This is a genomic window from Rheinheimera fenheensis (assembly GCF_039871805.1).
In the GTDB taxonomy this organism is placed as follows: domain Bacteria; phylum Pseudomonadota; class Gammaproteobacteria; order Enterobacterales; family Alteromonadaceae; genus Alishewanella; species Alishewanella fenheensis.
Genome location: NZ_JBDPJM010000002.1, coordinates 1 through 16,132, shown reverse-complemented (window position 1 = coordinate 16,132; position 16,132 = coordinate 1). Strand labels below are relative to the sequence as shown.

General features: G+C 48.4%; 17 protein-coding genes. 14 read left to right on the top strand and 3 right to left on the bottom strand.

The features are described from left to right. Positions 1 to 19: 19 nt before the first annotated feature. Entirely contained in the window at positions 20 to 538 is a 519-nt protein-coding gene (gene fldB, locus ABGI61_RS03070; RefSeq protein WP_347596718.1) for a flavodoxin FldB, read from the bottom strand. A gap of 131 nt (positions 539 to 669) precedes the next feature. Here fldB and xerD point away from each other — a divergent pair, with 131 nt between their 5' ends. The 4 genes from xerD to ABGI61_RS03050 all read left to right on the top strand — a co-directional run bounded on the left by xerD (position 670) and on the right by ABGI61_RS03050 (position 6,155). Further along, positions 670 to 1,593: a site-specific tyrosine recombinase XerD gene (xerD, locus tag ABGI61_RS03065; RefSeq protein ID WP_440590622.1), complete on the top strand. Its 924-nt coding sequence runs from the start codon at positions 670 to 672 to the stop codon at positions 1,591 to 1,593. Between the two features lie 20 nt (positions 1,594 to 1,613). Beyond that, entirely contained in the window at positions 1,614 to 2,327 is a 714-nt protein-coding gene (gene dsbC, locus ABGI61_RS03060) for a bifunctional protein-disulfide isomerase/oxidoreductase DsbC (protein ID WP_347596715.1), read from the top strand. 9 nt (positions 2,328 to 2,336) lie between these two features. Next, positions 2,337 to 4,070 carry a single-stranded-DNA-specific exonuclease RecJ gene (gene recJ / locus ABGI61_RS03055; protein ID WP_347596712.1) on the top strand — a complete coding sequence of 578 codons (1,734 nt, stop codon included), beginning with the start codon at positions 2,337 to 2,339 and terminating at the stop codon, positions 4,068 to 4,070. Between the two features lie 114 nt (positions 4,071 to 4,184). Further along, the gene (locus ABGI61_RS03050) at positions 4,185 to 6,155 is read left to right on the top strand and encodes an ATP-binding protein (RefSeq protein WP_347596709.1); all 1,971 of its coding nucleotides are present in this window, start codon (positions 4,185 to 4,187) and stop codon (positions 6,153 to 6,155) included. Here ABGI61_RS03050 and ABGI61_RS03045 read toward each other — a convergent pair. Then, complete coding sequence (locus tag ABGI61_RS03045) at positions 6,107 to 7,639, bottom strand: sensor histidine kinase (protein ID WP_347596706.1); 1,533 nt, start codon at positions 7,637 to 7,639, stop codon at positions 6,107 to 6,109. The genes ABGI61_RS03050 and ABGI61_RS03045 overlap by 49 nt on opposite strands. Beyond that, positions 7,639 to 8,511, bottom strand: a complete 873-nt coding sequence (locus ABGI61_RS03040; RefSeq protein ID WP_347596703.1) for a substrate-binding periplasmic protein — start codon at positions 8,509 to 8,511, stop codon at positions 7,639 to 7,641. Before ABGI61_RS03040 ends, ABGI61_RS03045 begins: the two co-directional genes overlap by 1 nt. A gap of 190 nt (positions 8,512 to 8,701) precedes the next feature. Here ABGI61_RS03040 and prfB point away from each other — a divergent pair. The 10 genes from prfB to ABGI61_RS02990 all read left to right on the top strand — a co-directional run bounded on the left by prfB (position 8,702) and on the right by ABGI61_RS02990 (position 15,958). Then, a protein-coding gene (gene prfB, locus ABGI61_RS03035; protein ID WP_347596700.1) for a peptide chain release factor 2 occupies positions 8,702 to 9,800 on the top strand; the annotation gives its coding sequence in 2 pieces (ribosomal slippage) (positions 8,702 to 8,776 and positions 8,778 to 9,800; 1,098 coding nt in all). Positions 9,801 to 9,852: 52 nt separating this feature from the next. Further along, on the top strand, positions 9,853 to 11,373 hold the full coding sequence (lysS, locus tag ABGI61_RS03030; protein WP_347596697.1) for a lysine--tRNA ligase: 1,521 nt from the start codon (positions 9,853 to 9,855) through the stop codon (positions 11,371 to 11,373). A gap of 335 nt (positions 11,374 to 11,708) precedes the next feature. Beyond that, positions 11,709 to 12,122 carry a hypothetical protein gene (locus tag ABGI61_RS03025; RefSeq protein ID WP_347596694.1) on the top strand — a complete coding sequence of 138 codons (414 nt, stop codon included), beginning with the start codon at positions 11,709 to 11,711 and terminating at the stop codon, positions 12,120 to 12,122. 84 nt (positions 12,123 to 12,206) lie between these two features. Further along, on the top strand, positions 12,207 to 12,521 hold the full coding sequence (locus tag ABGI61_RS03020) for a hypothetical protein (protein ID WP_347596691.1): 315 nt from the start codon (positions 12,207 to 12,209) through the stop codon (positions 12,519 to 12,521). A 108-nt stretch (positions 12,522 to 12,629) separates the two neighbouring features. Continuing rightward, on the top strand, positions 12,630 to 12,869 hold the full coding sequence (locus ABGI61_RS03015; protein ID WP_347596688.1) for an Imm32 family immunity protein: 240 nt from the start codon (positions 12,630 to 12,632) through the stop codon (positions 12,867 to 12,869). 99 nt (positions 12,870 to 12,968) lie between these two features. Next, positions 12,969 to 14,057 carry an SIR2 family protein gene (locus ABGI61_RS03010; RefSeq protein ID WP_347596685.1) on the top strand — a complete coding sequence of 363 codons (1,089 nt, stop codon included), beginning with the start codon at positions 12,969 to 12,971 and terminating at the stop codon, positions 14,055 to 14,057. Positions 14,058 to 14,128: 71 nt separating this feature from the next. Then, positions 14,129 to 14,536 (top strand): hypothetical protein, encoded by a 408-nt coding sequence (locus ABGI61_RS03005; RefSeq protein WP_347596682.1) that lies wholly within the window; start codon positions 14,129 to 14,131, stop codon positions 14,534 to 14,536. Positions 14,537 to 14,629: 93 nt separating this feature from the next. Beyond that, positions 14,630 to 15,052 carry a hypothetical protein gene (locus ABGI61_RS03000; RefSeq protein ID WP_347596679.1) on the top strand — a complete coding sequence of 141 codons (423 nt, stop codon included), beginning with the start codon at positions 14,630 to 14,632 and terminating at the stop codon, positions 15,050 to 15,052. A gap of 96 nt (positions 15,053 to 15,148) precedes the next feature. Next, a complete protein-coding gene (locus tag ABGI61_RS02995) occupies positions 15,149 to 15,553 on the top strand; it encodes a hypothetical protein (RefSeq protein WP_347596676.1) in 405 nt (134 codons plus the stop codon). A gap of 105 nt (positions 15,554 to 15,658) precedes the next feature. Next, positions 15,659 to 15,958 (top strand): hypothetical protein, encoded by a 300-nt coding sequence (locus ABGI61_RS02990; protein WP_347596673.1) that lies wholly within the window; start codon positions 15,659 to 15,661, stop codon positions 15,956 to 15,958. Positions 15,959 to 16,132 lie beyond the last annotated feature (174 nt).

Genomic DNA, 16,132 nt, shown 5'->3' with positions numbered 1-16,132 from the left:
TATATTGACGATTGCTAAATTACAGCCGCTCAGCTATCTCGGTAAGAATTTGGCTTACCCAGGCATTTAACCTCTCGTCGGTTTGCTCGTACTGGTTTTCATCGTCCAGCGCCAGGCCAACAAAATGTTTGCCATCTTCGGTTACGGCTTTAGAGGCGATAAAGTCATAACCCTCTGTCGGCCAAAAGCCAATTCGGACTGGCTGTTGCGGTGCTATGGTGTCGTGCAGCATGCCCACGGCATCGATAAACCACTCGGCATAGCCAATCTGGTCACCCATGCCATAAATGGCAATAATTTTGCCCTGCAAGTTTACGCCGCTAATGTCGTCCCAGCGTGCTTCCCAATCTTCTTGTATTTCACCAAAATCCCAGGTCGATAAGCCTAAAATAAGCACGTCATAGTTGGCCATTTTGCTCAGCGGCACCTGCTTAATGTTATTAAGCTCTACCGTGTCTGCACCAATCAGGGCCTGTATTTTTTCAGCCACTATTTCGGTATAGCAGGTGGTCGAGCCATAAAATAAACCGATTTTCATGCTGTGCTCACAACAATGTCTGGACAATCAAAAGGGCACACAGTGTAGCAGAACTGCCGCAGCGGCAAAATGCCGGCTTTGCCAAAGTGTGGCGCTGCGTTACCATAACGGCAGATTTATCAGGATGGCTTATGGTTGTAGTGACAAAGCAGAACATGCTGGCAGATAGCGAGCAAACACTCATCCGCACGTTTTTAGATCAGCTATGGCTGGACAACGGTGTCAGTGAGCACACGCTAAGTGCCTATGGCACAGATTTAACCAAGTTTGCGCTGTTTTTAGCCCGGCAGCAGCACAGTTTAGTCAGCTGCGACAGTGAGCTGCTGAACCACTATTTGGCCACGCGCACCGACAACGGCTTTAACCCGCGCAGTACTTCGCGTGCGCTAAGCAGCCTGCGCCGCTTTTACGGCTATTTGCATCAGCAGGGGGCTATTGCGAACAACCCACTGGCCAGTGTGCAAAACCCCAAATTGGGCCAAAGCCTGCCCAAGACCTTGTCCGAGCAGGACGTTGAGGCGCTGCTTAATGCCCCTGATATCAGTGACCCTATTCAGTTTCGCGATAAAGCTATGCTGGAGCTGTTGTATGCCAGTGGCCTTAGGGTGACCGAATTAGTGAGTTTAAGCATGCAACAAATTAACCTGCAGCACGGTCTGGTAAGGGTAGTAGGTAAGGGGCAAAAAGAGCGACTGGTACCGATGGGTGAGGAAGCGGCGCATTGGCTGTTGCGTTACCTGCGTGAAGCGCGCGCGTTGCTGCTTGGCGCCCAGCAACAGGATGTGGTGTTTCCCAGTAGCCGGTTGCAGCAAATGACGCGGCAAACCTTCTGGCACCGCATTAAGTTTTATGCCAAAGTAGCGCACATTCAGGCGCCGCTGTCGCCACACACGCTGCGCCATGCCTTTGCCACGCATTTACTGAATCACGGTGCCGATTTACGCGTAGTGCAAATGTTGTTGGGACACAGCGATTTATCGACAACACAAATTTATACTCATGTTGCCAAAGCCAGGTTGCAAAGCTTACACCGGCAACATCACCCGCGCCCCTAGGCGCTGTTACAGGAAATGTTATGAAAAAGTACGTATTAGCGTTATGCAGTCTGGGTTTTATCGCCAGTGCCAGTGCCCAGTTAAAAGCGCCGGAGGCCGATTACGAGCAGGTGCGCCAGCAATTTAGCCAGCTAAATTTAACGGTAAAAGCGGTGTCTGAAGCGCCGCTGGATGGCTTATTGCAGGTATTTACTAACCGTGGTTTGTTTTTTACCTCCAGCGATGGCCGCTATTTTATTGAAGGTAATATTTACGACTTAACCAACAAAGTGCTGGTAAACGACGAGCAAATGCGGCCTTACATTCAAAAAACTATCGAAGCCAATAAAGCCGGTGTTATTGAATACAAAGCCAAAAACGAGCAGTACGTGATTAATGTGTTTACCGACCCAACCTGTGGTTATTGCCGCAAGCTGCATAACGAAATGAAAGACTACAATAACGCTGGCATCACTGTGCGTTATCTGGCATTCCCACGCGGTGGTATGGGCTCTGAAACCTATCTGCAAATGCAGCATATCTGGTGCAGCAAAGACAGCCGCGCTGCAATGGATGCGGCCAAAGCCGGTGACGAGGTCAAGCCAGCGATGTGTAGCAACCCGGTAAAAGCGCAGTATGAGCTGGGCCAATCGTTTGGTATTAATGGCACGCCAGCCATAGTATTACCCAGTGGCCGGCTGATCCCGGGCTACCAACCAGCGAAAGCCTTACTGGCACAGTTACAGGCGGAATAATCAGCCCTTATGTCTGTTGTTAACCGTTTTATACAGCGCCGGGCTTTACCCGGCGTTTTACCCTCATTAGAGGGGATAACCCACCCGGTGCTGCAGCGGCTCTATGCCAGTCGGGGGGTGAGCCGCGCTGCCGAGCTTGACCGCAGTGCCGCCAGCTTATTGCCCTTCACGGCGCTAAAAGATATCGATAAAGCCGTCGCCTTATTGCTTGAAGCGCTACAACAGCAGCAGCAACTGGTTATTGTCGGTGACTTTGACGCTGATGGCGCCACCAGCACGGCGGTGCTGTTAACCGGCTTAAAGGCGTTGGGGTTTAAACGGGTTGAATACCTGGTGCCGAACCGTTTCGAATACGGTTATGGCTTAACACCAGAAATGGCTGAGCTTGCGGTAGCACAGGGCGCAGAGCTCATTATTACCGTTGATAACGGCATCTCGGCCCTTGACGGTATCGCGCTGGCGAAAAAGGCTGGTGTGAAGGTATTGGTAACCGACCACCATTTAGCTGGCAGCGAATTACCGGCGGCCGATGCGATAGTAAACCCTAACCAACCGGGCTGCAGCTTTCCCAGCAAAGCATTGGCCGGTGTGGGGGTGGCGTTTTATGTTTTGCTGGCGCTGCGCGCCGCACTGCGTGAGCAGGGCTATTTTACCGCAGCACAAGCCGAGCCCAATTTAGCCGAACTGCTGGATTTAGTCGCGCTGGGCACGGTGGCTGACGTGGTGCCGCTGGATGCCAACAACCGTATTTTGGTGCACCAGGGCTTAATGCGGATCCGTAGCGGCAAATGCCGGCCGGGTATTCAGGCCTTAATCGATGTGGCCAATCGCAATGCACAAAAACTGACTGCCAGTGATTTTGGTTTTGCCCTGGCACCGAGGCTAAACGCCGCTGGCCGTTTAGATGATATGTCGCTGGGCATAAGTTGCCTGTTGGCACCTGATATTAATTTGGCGCGGCAATATGCCGCAGAGCTCGACAGTTTAAATGTTGAACGCCGGGCCATAGAGCAGAGCATGCAAACCGAGGCGCAGGCGTTTTTAAGCCAGCTGTCGTTTGACGGCAGTGAACTGCCCGAATGCTTATGCTTGTACCGCCACGACTGGCATCAGGGCGTCATTGGTATTTTAGCCGGCCGGATTAAAGAGCAGTTCCATCGCCCGACAATAGTGTTTGCCCAGGGTGATGAGGGCGAGCTAAAAGGTTCTGCCCGTTCGATTAACGGCTTGCATATCCGCGATTTACTGGAAGAAATTTCCACCCAGTACCCGGGCCTGATTAAAAAATTTGGCGGCCATGCCATGGCGGCCGGTTTAACCATCAGTGCCGAGCGGTTAGACACTTTTAAGCTGGCGCTTAATTTAACGGCGAAAAAGCATTTAACACCCGAGCAGTTAACAGCAGTGATTTACACCGACGGCGAGCTGCCGTCCGAGTGTTTCGATTTGAGCTTCAGCCAGCTGTTGCAAAACGCCGGCCCCTGGGGGCAAGCCTTTCCCGAGCCGGTGTTTGACGGTGAATTTAGCCTGATAAATCAGAAAATGCTGGCCGACCGGCACTTAAAAATGATGCTGCAGCTGCCCAATGGCAATCTGGTTGATGCGATTTGGTTTAATGCCGACAACAAAGCCTGGCCTAATGTGAATGTGCAAAAAGTGCAACTGGCCTATCAGCTGGATATAAACGAATATCGCGACAAGCAAAGTTTGCAGCTGATTGTGCGGCATATGCAGGCGCTGTAACAGACTGCTTGCCTGAACCAGACAAGGCTGCTACACCTTAGAGTGATATTGTTAATACTATCTGTAGCGGCAGCGCGGGCTAAAACGTGACAATTTGGCAGCAAGAGGACAGCGATGGTGAACAGCAGGCAGGGGCAGCAATTACTGGCGTTGCAAGCACAGATTCTGGCCTCGCCACTGTTGTTTGCCAAAGAGACGGCAGTTGCCTGGCATTTTATCACCGAACAAATTAGTCGGGCGCTGTATGCTGACAGAGTGAGTATTTGGTTGTTTCTGCAGCCTGACGAATTGCAGTGTATTGATTTGTATCAGTACGACAGCAAAAGTCATGTTGCAGGTGGCTCGCTGCAGCGCAGTCAATTCCCGGCGTACTTTAGTGCTTTAGCGCAATACTCCCTTATCGCGGCGACAGATGCTGCTACTCACCCGGCCACGGCAGAGTTTAAGCATAACTATTTGCGTAGCTCGGGCGTGCGCTCGATGTTGGATGTCGTCATTCAATCTGAGCTGGGGCTTACCGGCGTTATTTGCATTGAGCAAGTCAGCGCAGCGCGGCAATGGAACGTAGACGAGCAACATTTTGCCGCGGCAATGGCCTCAGTCTCAAGCACTGTGCATACTTTTAGCCAGCATCTGAAGTTACAGCAAGAATATCAGCTGGTGCTGGAGCGGCAAGAAATGGCCAGCCGCAATGCACGCATCGGTTTTTGGGAGGCTAATATCAGCACCGGCAGTTTGTGGTGGTCGCCAATGGTATACGATATTTTTGGCCTTGACCCGCAACGCTATGTGCCAAACGTAGCGTTATTCTATCGCTGCGTTCATCCGGATGATCTAGACCTGGTGCGACGCAGTGAAGACAATGCTAAACACAGCGGTGAGCATAACGTCGTGCACCGTATAGTGTTACCCGACGGGCGCCTGCGTTGGGTGCATGAGGTGGCCAAATGGACAACACCAACAACCAATCAACCAGCCAGGCTGATTGGCTCAGTGCAGGATGTTACCTTGCAGCAACAGAGCTTGTGTGAGCTGCAGCAATTTTTCGCCTTATCACGCGATATTTTGTGTATTGCCAATACCAATGGTTACTTTGAACGGGTGAACTCGGCCTTTAGCCGGGTTACCGGTTATAGTGAAGCCGAGCTGCTCAACCGGCCTTTTACGGACTTTATACATCCAGACGATCTTATTGATACCGAGAGCGAGGTTGCGCAGCAGCAACAGGGAGAGGTGACCTCTGGCTTTTGTAATCGCTATAAACATAAAAATGGCCATTACGTTACCTTACAGTGGTCGTCGGTGTTAGACCCTGCCACCGGCAAAATGTATGGCTCGGCCCAGGATATTACTGAGCGGCAGCAGTTAGAGCGGATTAAAAGTGAGTTTGTCTCGACCGTTAGCCATGAGCTGCGCACACCGCTGACGTCAATCAATGGCGCGTTGGCATTGGTTGTATCGGGTTGTTTGGGTGAGCTGCCGCCACAGATTGCGCAGTTGCTGCAGCTGGCCAAGAATAACTGCCAGCGCCTAAGCCGGTTGATTAACGACTTGCTGGATATCGAAAAGTTGTCCGCCGGTATGATGCAATTTGTGTTGCAACCTTATTCCGTGCTCGCGCTGGTACAGCAAAGTGTGGCCGACAACAGCCACTATGGCCAGGAGCGGGGTATTACGCTGGTATTAAATTGTGCCGGCGTAAATGAGCAGTTAACAATTAATGTCGATAGTCTGCGTTTCGCTCAGGTGTTGGCAAACTTACTGTCTAATGCGATTAAGTTTTCACCCGATGCCGGTGTTGTGACTGTGGCGATTGAGCGCCAGGCCGCGCGGGTTCGTATTAGTGTTACTGACACTGGCCCAGGCATAGACGACAGTTTCAAACAGGCCATTTTTCAGCGTTTTTCTCAGGCTGATAGCAGTGACACCCGGCAAAAAGGCGGCACCGGTCTGGGTTTGGCGTTATCAAAACAGCTCACTGAAACCATGCAGGGTAGCATTGGTTTTAGCTCGACACCTGGTGTTGGCGCTTGCTTTTATGTCGATTTTCCGCTGTCGTCAGACAACGTTGTGTCAGAGGAGTGAGGTAAACTAAACCAGAATAAGCTGCCGCCATCGTCTGTTGTCCGGTATCCGACATCGCCGCCTAATCGCTCAATAATGCGTTTAACAATCGACAATCCCAAACCATGGCCATCGGCACTTTGTGGGGCGAAACGCTGAAACACACCGAACAAGCCAGCTTGTTGTTCTGGGGTTAGCGCGCTGCCATTATCACGGATCCAGAATACCAGCATACCGTCTGGCGCTTTGTCGGCACCCAGCTCAATCAGCGGCGGGCGGCCACCGTATTTAATCGCGTTTGACAAGTAATTTACCCAAACTTCTTCGATCCATTGCGGGTAGCCGATGGCGGTTGGCCAAGTACTAGGTGTTGTAATCTCGGCGTTATGGTGGCTGGCAAAATCGGCCAGTCGCTGCTGGGCGTGCTGCACCAACAAGGCCATATCCAGTGCCTGCAGCGGTAAATGTTGTTGTTCGCGCATACTGGCCAATAATAGCAGTGCATTAATAATATCGTTCATTTTGCGTGAGGTGCTATCGATAGTGCTCAGTGCTGCCTGCTTTTGCTCTGCGGATAATTCAATAAAAGAAGCATTGAGCAAGCGGCTCATGCCAATTAAGCTGGTTAATGGATGTTTTAAGTCATGCGCCACGGTGTGGGCATAAGCATCGAGTTCTTCATTTTGTTTGGCCAATTCGCTGGATTGTTGCTGTAGTAGCTCGTTTTTATGCTGCAAATCGATGGTGCGCAGTGCTACCTGTTGCTCTAGCTGAGCCTTGTGGTCATGTAGTTGTTGCTCAGTTTCGTTGCGCTTAGTTAATTCATGTTTTATGCGTCGCTGTAGTCTGTTTATGGCATCAACTACCAGGTCCAGTTCGTCGTAACGTGTAGCCCGTTGTAGTGTTAGCGGTTGCTCTAACTGGTTCAGGTTCAATTGGCTGGCAAACTCAGCCATGGCGCGCAGATGGCGGCTGACTGCAAAACGGAAAATAACCAACATCAGCATGGCGCTGAGCAGTAAAGCACTCAGTGTCACCATGGCAATATTGCGGCTTTGTTGCCATAAATGCTGCAAAATACCCTCGGACATCAGATCAACCTTCAAGGTACCAACCGGGTATTGCTCGCCGTCAATCTGATAGTAAACCGGGTAATGTTTGCTAACCATTGCCTGGTTAAACTGTGGATGTTGCCGGATGAACTGCTGTTGCAGTTCATCAGTAAGACGTACAGCGCCAACATGCTCAAGTTGGGCAATGCCGTCCAACAAGGTATGAATTCGATGGCTATCTACTTCCCACAAGCCAGCTGCCAGGCTTGGCAGATAGCTTTTCTCAATAGTGGTAAATTGCTGCTGTGCGGCGTCGATATTGTGACGATAAACGCTGTAACTGAGGGCTGCCGTCAGCAATATAGACAGCAACAAAACTGCCAACACCATCGCTACCACTATACGGGTGGCCAGGCTGTGGCGCAGTACTTTAGTGGGTTGACTGTCAGGCATTAGTATCCAAGCTCCGGATTAAACCACAGGCTATGATTGTTTAACGGCGTATCCGGATGTAAAAACGGATTTTCAAGTCGGATAATGCGGCGTTCAGTTAGTCTGGCCTGTGCTATGGCATCAGCAAAATGCTGCAAAAATAATTGCTGCATACTGCCGTCAGCCATCGCTTGACGCAGGCCCTGTTCAATTGCCTGTGCCAGTTGTGGCCGGCTGGGATGAACAAAATAATATAGTGGAGCCGGGTAATGCAGTACCAAATTATCGGCGATAGTTAACCGGTAACTGGCCTTGCTATGAAGTTCAGACGGTATTTCGGTTAGCGAGCGGGGAAAGTAATCAACCCGGCCTAACTGCAGCATGGCAAACATGCCGGCATAAAAAGTACTGGGTATCACATCAAATTGGTTATGCTGCAATATGGCAAAGTCCGGCCAGTCATGGCCCTGTACGGCACGCAGCCCCTGCAATTGCTCAGAGGTTGTAATGTTTTTAAAACGTTCACTGTCTTGCTGGCGAATTAACAGTAAGCGCCAGCCCAGCAACCCGCGGTCTATCGGGATCCGTACCGGCAACAATTTCTCTTCCCGTTCCACACTTGTGAAAGTCCAGACCACATCCATACCATTGCCGCTTTCCAGTTGGCGTAACGTGCGCCATTGTGCCTGATCCCGCTTGCTGGGTATGGGGTGATAATGGCTGCCGGCTTTTTCTAATGCCAGGTGCAATAACGCTATGGGATAATGACCGCGTGGATCGTCCAGCATCGTGGCTGGCCAGGAATAAATAACCGCGTCAGCGCTGCAGCGCAGTGCGGTAAACAGTAGCAGGAAAGCTAAACATTTCTGCACGGCACCAGAGGAGTGCAGCATACATTATCTCTTTTGGGCATGTGCCACAGAGCATAGCGGCAGAACACTCTGGCGCGCAAGTTAATCACCTAATTATAGTGGTCAGTGGTGTGGATGGAAAAATCCGCACCAGATGGCTGCACGTCCTGCGATAATTTTGTTACAATCGCCGCCTATTTTTTATCGCAACCCAAAGGTTACGGCTAGCAGCATGTTTGAAGTGAATCCGGTGTACAACAGCATTAAAGATTTAACTGAACGCACGAACGTGCTTCGGGGGTATCTTTGACTATGATGGCAAAAAAGAGCGCCTAGAAGAAGTTTCGCGCGAGCTGGAAGACTCGGCCATCTGGAATACGCCGGATAAAGCCCAGGCACTGGGCAAAGAGCGCTCTGCATTGGAGCAGGTAGTTGGCACTATCGATAAGTTAGACCGCGGCCTGGAAGACGTTGAAGGCCTGGTGGAGCTGGCGGTAGAGGCCGAAGATGAAGCCACCTTTGAAGAAGCCAAAGCAGAGCTGGCCGATTTAGATAAACAGTTAAGCTTGCTCGAGTTTCGCCGCATGTTCTCCGGCAAGCACGATCAGAACGACTGCTACCTGGATATTCAGGCCGGCTCGGGCGGTACCGAAGCCCAGGACTGGGCCAGCATGTTAATGCGCATGTACCTGCGCTGGGGCGAAGATAAAGGCTTTAAACCAGAAATTTATGAAGTGACCGACGGTGATGTCGCTGGCATTAAAGGCTGTACCATTAAATTCACTGGTGAATATGCTTATGGCTGGCTGCGTACCGAAACCGGCGTGCACCGTTTAGTGCGTAAGAGCCCGTTTGATAGCGGTAACCGCCGTCACACCTCGTTTGCTTCGGTATTTGTCTCGCCGGAAATTGACGACGATATCGAAATTGAAATTAACCCGGCCGATTTACGCATCGACACCTACCGTGCGTCAGGCGCCGGTGGTCAGCACGTAAACCGCACGGACTCGGCGGTACGTATTACGCATATTCCAACCAATATTGTGGTGCAGTGTCAGAACGACCGTTCACAGCATAAAAACCGTGACAATGCCTACAAGCAACTGCGCGCTAAACTGTACGAGTTTGAGCTGCAAAAGCAAAATGCGGAAAAACAAGCGTTGGAAGACACCAAGTCAGATATCGGCTGGGGCAGCCAAATCCGCTCTTATGTGCTGGATGACTCGCGCATTAAAGATTTACGTACCGGTATCGAAACCCGTAACACCCAGTCGGTGTTAGACGGCGATCTGGACAAATTTATCGAAGCCAGCTTAAAAGCCGGTTTGTAAGCGCAGCAGTAAAGACTTAACTAAAACTTCGACTTCAATCAGGAAACACACTATGTCTGACCAACAGCACCAACACGACGAAATTCAGGACGTAAACAAACTGATTGCAGAGCGAAAACATAAGCTGGCACAACTGCGCGAAGACGGCTTTATGTTCCCGAACGATTTTCGCCGTGAGCATATCTCTGATGAAGTCTTAGCTAAGTATAACGACTTAAGCAAAGAAGAGTTAGAAGCGCAGAAAATTGAAGTCAGCCTGGGCGGCCGTATGATGACGCGCCGCATTATGGGTAAAGCCAGCTTCACTACTTTGCAAGACATGGGCGGCAAGTTCCAGGTATACGTCGCGCGCGACAGCCTGCCAGAAGGCCTGTACAACGACCAGTTTAAAAAGTGGGACCTAGGCGACATCTTAGGTGTGAAAGGCCACTTATTTAAAACCCAGACTGGCGAGCTGACGGTGTGGGCAACGGAAATTCGCTTATTAACCAAAGCCCTGCGGCCGTTGCCGGATAAATTCCACGGTTTAACCGATAACGAAGCGCGTTACCGTCAGCGTTATTTAGACCTCATCTCAAACGAGCAGTCACGCCACACCTTTTTAGTGCGCAGTAAAACTGTGGCTTACATTCGTAAGTTCTTCAACGAAGAAGGCTTTTTGGAAGTCGAAACGCCGATGCTGCAGGCTATTCCAGGCGGTGCCTCAGCGCGTCCGTTTGAAACCCACCACAATGCACTGGATATGCAGATGTTCCTGCGTATTGCACCCGAGCTGTATTTAAAGCGTTTAGTCGTCGGTGGCTTTGAAAAAGTGTTCGAGCTTAACCGTAACTTCCGTAACGAGGGCGTATCTACGCGCCACAACCCGGAATTTACCATGCTCGAGTTCTACTGGGCGTACGCTGATTACAACGACCTGATGGATTTAACCGAAAAGTTATTCCGCGGTTTAGCGCAGCATGTACTGGGCAGCACCGAAGTGCCGTATCAGGGCGAAGTGTTCGACTTTGGCAAACCGTTCGCGCGTATGTCGGTTACCGAATCGATTCTGCACTACAACCCACAGATTACCAAAGAGCAGCTGGCCACGCGTGAGTCGGTCGCCGCACTGGCCAAAACACTGGGTATTGAAGTAAAAGACAACTATGGCCACGGCCGTATTTTAATGGAAGTGTTTGACGAGCTGGTCGAAACCAAGCTGCGCCACCCCACCTTTATTACCGAGTACCCGGCCGAAGTGTCGCCATTGGCACGTCGTAACGACCATAACCCGGACATTACCGACCGTTTTGAATTCTTTATCGGCGGCCGCGAGCTGGGTAACGGCTTTAGCGAGCTTAACGACGCTGAAGATCAGGCCGAGCGCTTCCGCGAACAGGTGGCACAAAAAGACGCCGGTGACGATGAAGCCATGTTCTACGATGACGACTTTGTTACCGCGCTGGAGCACGGTTTACCGCCAACAGCCGGTCAGGGTATCGGTATCGACCGTCTGGTGATGTTACTGGCCGACGCGGCTTCAATTCGCGATGTTATCCTGTTCCCGCATATGCGTTTACACCACGATAAGTAAGTTCTTACTTACTGATCTGAAAAAGCCAGACCTTGTGTCTGGCTTTTTTGTTTTTAGCGCTTTACACAGGCGGTTTAAGGGGGGCGGAAAACATGTGCCATCGGGATAAATTACAGCTGATTAAATAAACAGTAATCGGGTATGAGTTTTTTATCGACAACTTGCGGGCTTAAAGCCCGTATTTTGCAGAGCATAAATTGCTACAAGATAAAAATGCTTGATTTACATTCTACTAGCGAAATAGACTGGGGCTAAATTTGGAACTTGCGGGATCTAAAACGCGCAACTCGCGGGTTCTGGTCCTTTGAATAAGCTGTTAACTTTACGGAAGATCGATGCACCCTCAAGCTCCGCTTAAATTTTGCTATGAGGCCCTTACAAATAGGGGCACAAGCTATTATCGCTGGTGGGTTATAAGTACAGTGTTACTTGTTCTTGCTGCATTTGTTGGTGTTACTGCTTTTGAAATGGCTGAATGGTTATTATTTTTAACCTTTGGTCTTGCTGGTATGGCAATGATTATCGCAACGTTAAGGCTTTTCTTGGTGAAGCTCTTTGAAGAGCATGCGGATGCAAATAACCTGCTCTCTAGTTATTTTCCTTCACTACTGGGCAACCGGAGCCTGGAACTAGTTTGTAAAATAACAAATGCCGTTTATTACGCGGTGTTTTATCTTTGTTGTTACCTCTTGTTGGCTGCTATTTTTTTGTTCCCGCTGTATCTAGTTGTAGAGTATGCAAAAAGTTAACAAGGCAAGTCAGCATCGCACCTTTGGTGCTGGACTCGCTAACGCTCGCCGCTGCTTGCGGCGTTATACGTTTAGGAAGGATTCATGCGTTACATTTTGGTTTTAGTTTTTCTTTTCATAACCAGTGGCAAAGCCCTTGCCGATGAGTCAGTCACAATTTTTGTAAAGGAAACCAGCTATTCAATAAACACCTCGGATGAAGAGCTGAATTCAGCAGAATTGGAAAGCAAGCTGAAACAACTTAAGTTTTCATTGGTAACGTTAGACGTTGATTATTGTGCGGGGCCAGTTATGGTTGCTGAGGTTTATGTAGCACTTGCAAATGCCAACCCTTCAGTTAAAGACGTGCACCTAAAAACAAGTGGCCGCCATGAACAAAGCAAATGCAAAAACGTATAACAAATTGCTAAATTTCGTTCCGGCCACAAACAGCATGGCCTCCACGGGACTGCCTACGCTACGCTGCGGCAGCCCATTAGCAAAGCGTTATATGTATTTGGAGCTTCGATGAGAATTACTGGCTATAAACGGAAGGATACCGAAGTTGAAGGATTGATTGAGATGGAATCAATAGCCATAGTTGCAGATGCAAAAAAACTGAAGGCTATAGCATCTTTCCTAAACTCAGCTGCCGAAGAGATGGATAAAATGGGCAGTGATTTTGATCACGCCCACCTTATGGATAAATGGAGCGAGTGGGATGCATCATTTCCTGATGTTCAAGTTGTCAGCACAAAATACATATAACAAGGCGCATCACGCGCAGCCTGCGGCTGCTGGGACGTCAAACGCTAACGCGTTTTTCCGCCCGTGTGCTTTGCGTTATGCAAAAGGAAATCGAAGTTCATGAGTGAAGTAGTATTTATTTTAGGGGCTGGAGCATCAAAAGATTGCGGTGCACCTCTAATGAACGATTTTCTGGATACAGCATCTCGCTTGCTCAGCACAAATGAAGTCTCAGGAAAAAATGAGGACTTCGAGCGGGTATTTCGAGCAATATCATCTCTACAAGCTGTGCATTCTAAATCTCAGCTTGACCTTAATAATATAGAGTCGATATTCACGGCTTTAGAGATCGCAAACATATTAAAGAAATTACCAGGATTCAAGCCGGAGGAAATACCTCTTGCAATTGCTTCACTAAAAGAACTCATCGTAGTTACGCTCGAACGAACCATAGATTTCCCAACAAAAGGTCGACATATCCTGCCACCTAGAAGTTATGAGAAATTTTCCGAACTGTTAGTTTACTTAAAGAAAGAAGCTCACCCTGCGAAAAATCCAGCAGTCATTACCTTTAATTATGATATTGCACTTGATGTAGCCATGCACCGTAGCGGCCTAGGTCCTGTTTATGGGTTCGGGCCGTCAGTGAACACGCATTATCCAGTTCATCTACTAAAGCTCCATGGCTCACTAAACTGGGCGGTTCGCTCGGATTCTGGATCTGTTCAACCCTTAACACTGCAAGAGTATTTTTCTAAATACAGTTACAACGGATATGAGGAAAACGGCTCCTGCAAAATTCCTATCGGAAGTCAACTACAAGAATACTACTCAAAGCATACGGACGTTAAAGTGAACGCAGAGCCTGTGATTGTGCCTCCTGCATGGAATAAAGCTGACTATCATCAGCTTCTTGCTACCATTTGGGGTACAACTGCTAAAGAGTTAGAAGAAGCAGAGTATATTTTCATCATCGGTTACTCCTTGCCTGAAACAGACGCATTTTTTCGTTTGCTATATGGGCTGGGTACTGTCGGCGAAAAGCCACTTAAGAAAGTAGTTGTATACAACCCAGATACTTCAGGTGTTACCGAAAATCGCTTTAAGCAAATGATGGGACCGGGTGCACTGGCAAGATTTGAATATAAGCCAATGATGTTTTCTGAATCTATCGCAGATATCAGAAGCTTCTTTCCTCAGCGCCGATAATGCATAACAAATCAATTAACTACGCGCCTTCGGCGCCGGACGCGCTAAAGCGCGCCGGTTATTGAGGCGTTATGCATGATCGAGGTATTGAAGTGACATTCTGGAAAGTGATTTTTTGGCTGCTAGCTCTGATAACTGCTAAAGATGCTGTCGGGCTTCTATTTTCTGGTAACGCCGCGCCAATGGACTTACTTGGTTTAGCTGTTGGCGCTTTCCTATTAATTCCGTATTACGGCTACGCCTACCAAGTTGCAATAGGTTGGAAGTTATTTTGGCAAATTGGCTTTGCCATCGTTTGCTTAATCGACGCTTATGTTTGGATTCCCGCTGGCAAGGCTTCTATCGACTATATGTTAACAAATCCAGATTTTGTGTCTTTTATCCTGTTTGGTTTGGGTATCGGTATTGCATTTTTAATGCTCATACCGCCATTTAGGTATGCGTTCAAATCAAACAACATTTGGTTAAATCATGCATAACAAGGCGCATCACGTGCAGCCTGTGGCTGCTGGGACGTCAAACGCTAACGCGTTTTTCCGCCCGTGTGCTTTGCGTTATACGTAAAGGTGGTTATGGAGTTTAAATTCGACGAACAGTCATTTCGAATGTTCCACTATCTGACCATACCACTGAGTGGTGTTATTGCTATCATAATTGCCATATTGAGCAAAGAATTTCAGCTTAACCCACTAGTTTTTATTTTGTTATTTTCACCTTTTGTAATGCATGCCGTTAAATTTAAAGGTTTAAATCATAGAATTGAAGAGCGTAAATCTGAAAAGGTTTCGATTGATAACGGGAAAGTCTTTTATACAAAAGAGTCTAGCGGCTATAAATTTGAGCGCAGTTTGAATGATGTAATAAGTGTCAAACATAAAAGGACATTCTTCATCCCAGTGGTTGTAGTTCGATTTACCAATAATGAAGAGTTTAAATTCTATTGGTTTAGAGAGCCTGAAAAACTTTGCGAGGCTTTAAAAAGTGGTAGCGTATAACAAGCGCAGTCACAATCGGCCACCGTGTGGCCTGGACCTCAACCGCTGCGCGGTTTTCGGCCTGTGCTGCGAGCGTTATACAAAGGGGACAGTTCAGTGAAGTCGATTTGGTTCTTAATTCTTTTTTCTTTCGTTTGGCAGGTGCATGCTGATAGTTGTGAGCCGAAAATGTCAGAGGAACAAGAAAAATTTATTTATGCTAACTTAGCTAAGTTGTCTTTTGATCAACAACTTTCTTTTGTAAACTTTCTAGCTATTACCCGAAAAAAAGCTTTTGAGGAAGGCGCATTAAATACCTTGTCTTCAATAGACGATGAAATGTCTGTAATCATTCATTCGATAATAATATTTGCTAATTCCAACGAATATATTGAAAAAACTGCCGTGTTAGAGGCGCTGGATTTATTTTTGAATGGTTTCAATTACTACCCGCTTACCTGGACTACGGACATGACTGACTCAATAAATAATAAAATTAATGAGCTAAAGAAGAATGTATAACAAGCGCAGTCACAATCGGCCACTGCGTGGCCTGGACCTCAACCGCTGCGCTGGTTTCGGCCTGTGCTGCGAGCGTTATACGCCTTTTGAATTACGGAGTAATCAATGAGAAAAGCATGGAATTTTGAAGTAAAAGGCCATTCTATAAAAGTGGTTAATAGCTGGCTTCATGGTATGAAACTTTATGTCGATGGTGATTTTAAAGATCATGACCGCAGCTTTTTTGTTTTCGGTGGTGAGGTGATGCTTTCAACCAACTTAGGTGAAGTGGGTATATTGGAAATTGAACCTAGAGCTTTCGTTACTGTAGAAATTGATGTGTACCTTGCAAGCGATGGTAAGCGGCAACCAGTATTCAGTTCAACAAAACGCTTGTCTTTAAGTCAGCAGAGAGAGATTCGTTAAAAACGTATAACAAACTAATTTTATCGCCAGCAAAAAACGCTGGCTGCGACGTCAATCCGCCGCGCGGGTTTCGGCCTGTGCTGCGGGCGTTAGGTTACCGAGTTACCCATGATCAGTAGACACCTTCTATAGTTAGGTATCGTACCTGACACTGAGGTGCAAGATGGCCAGACA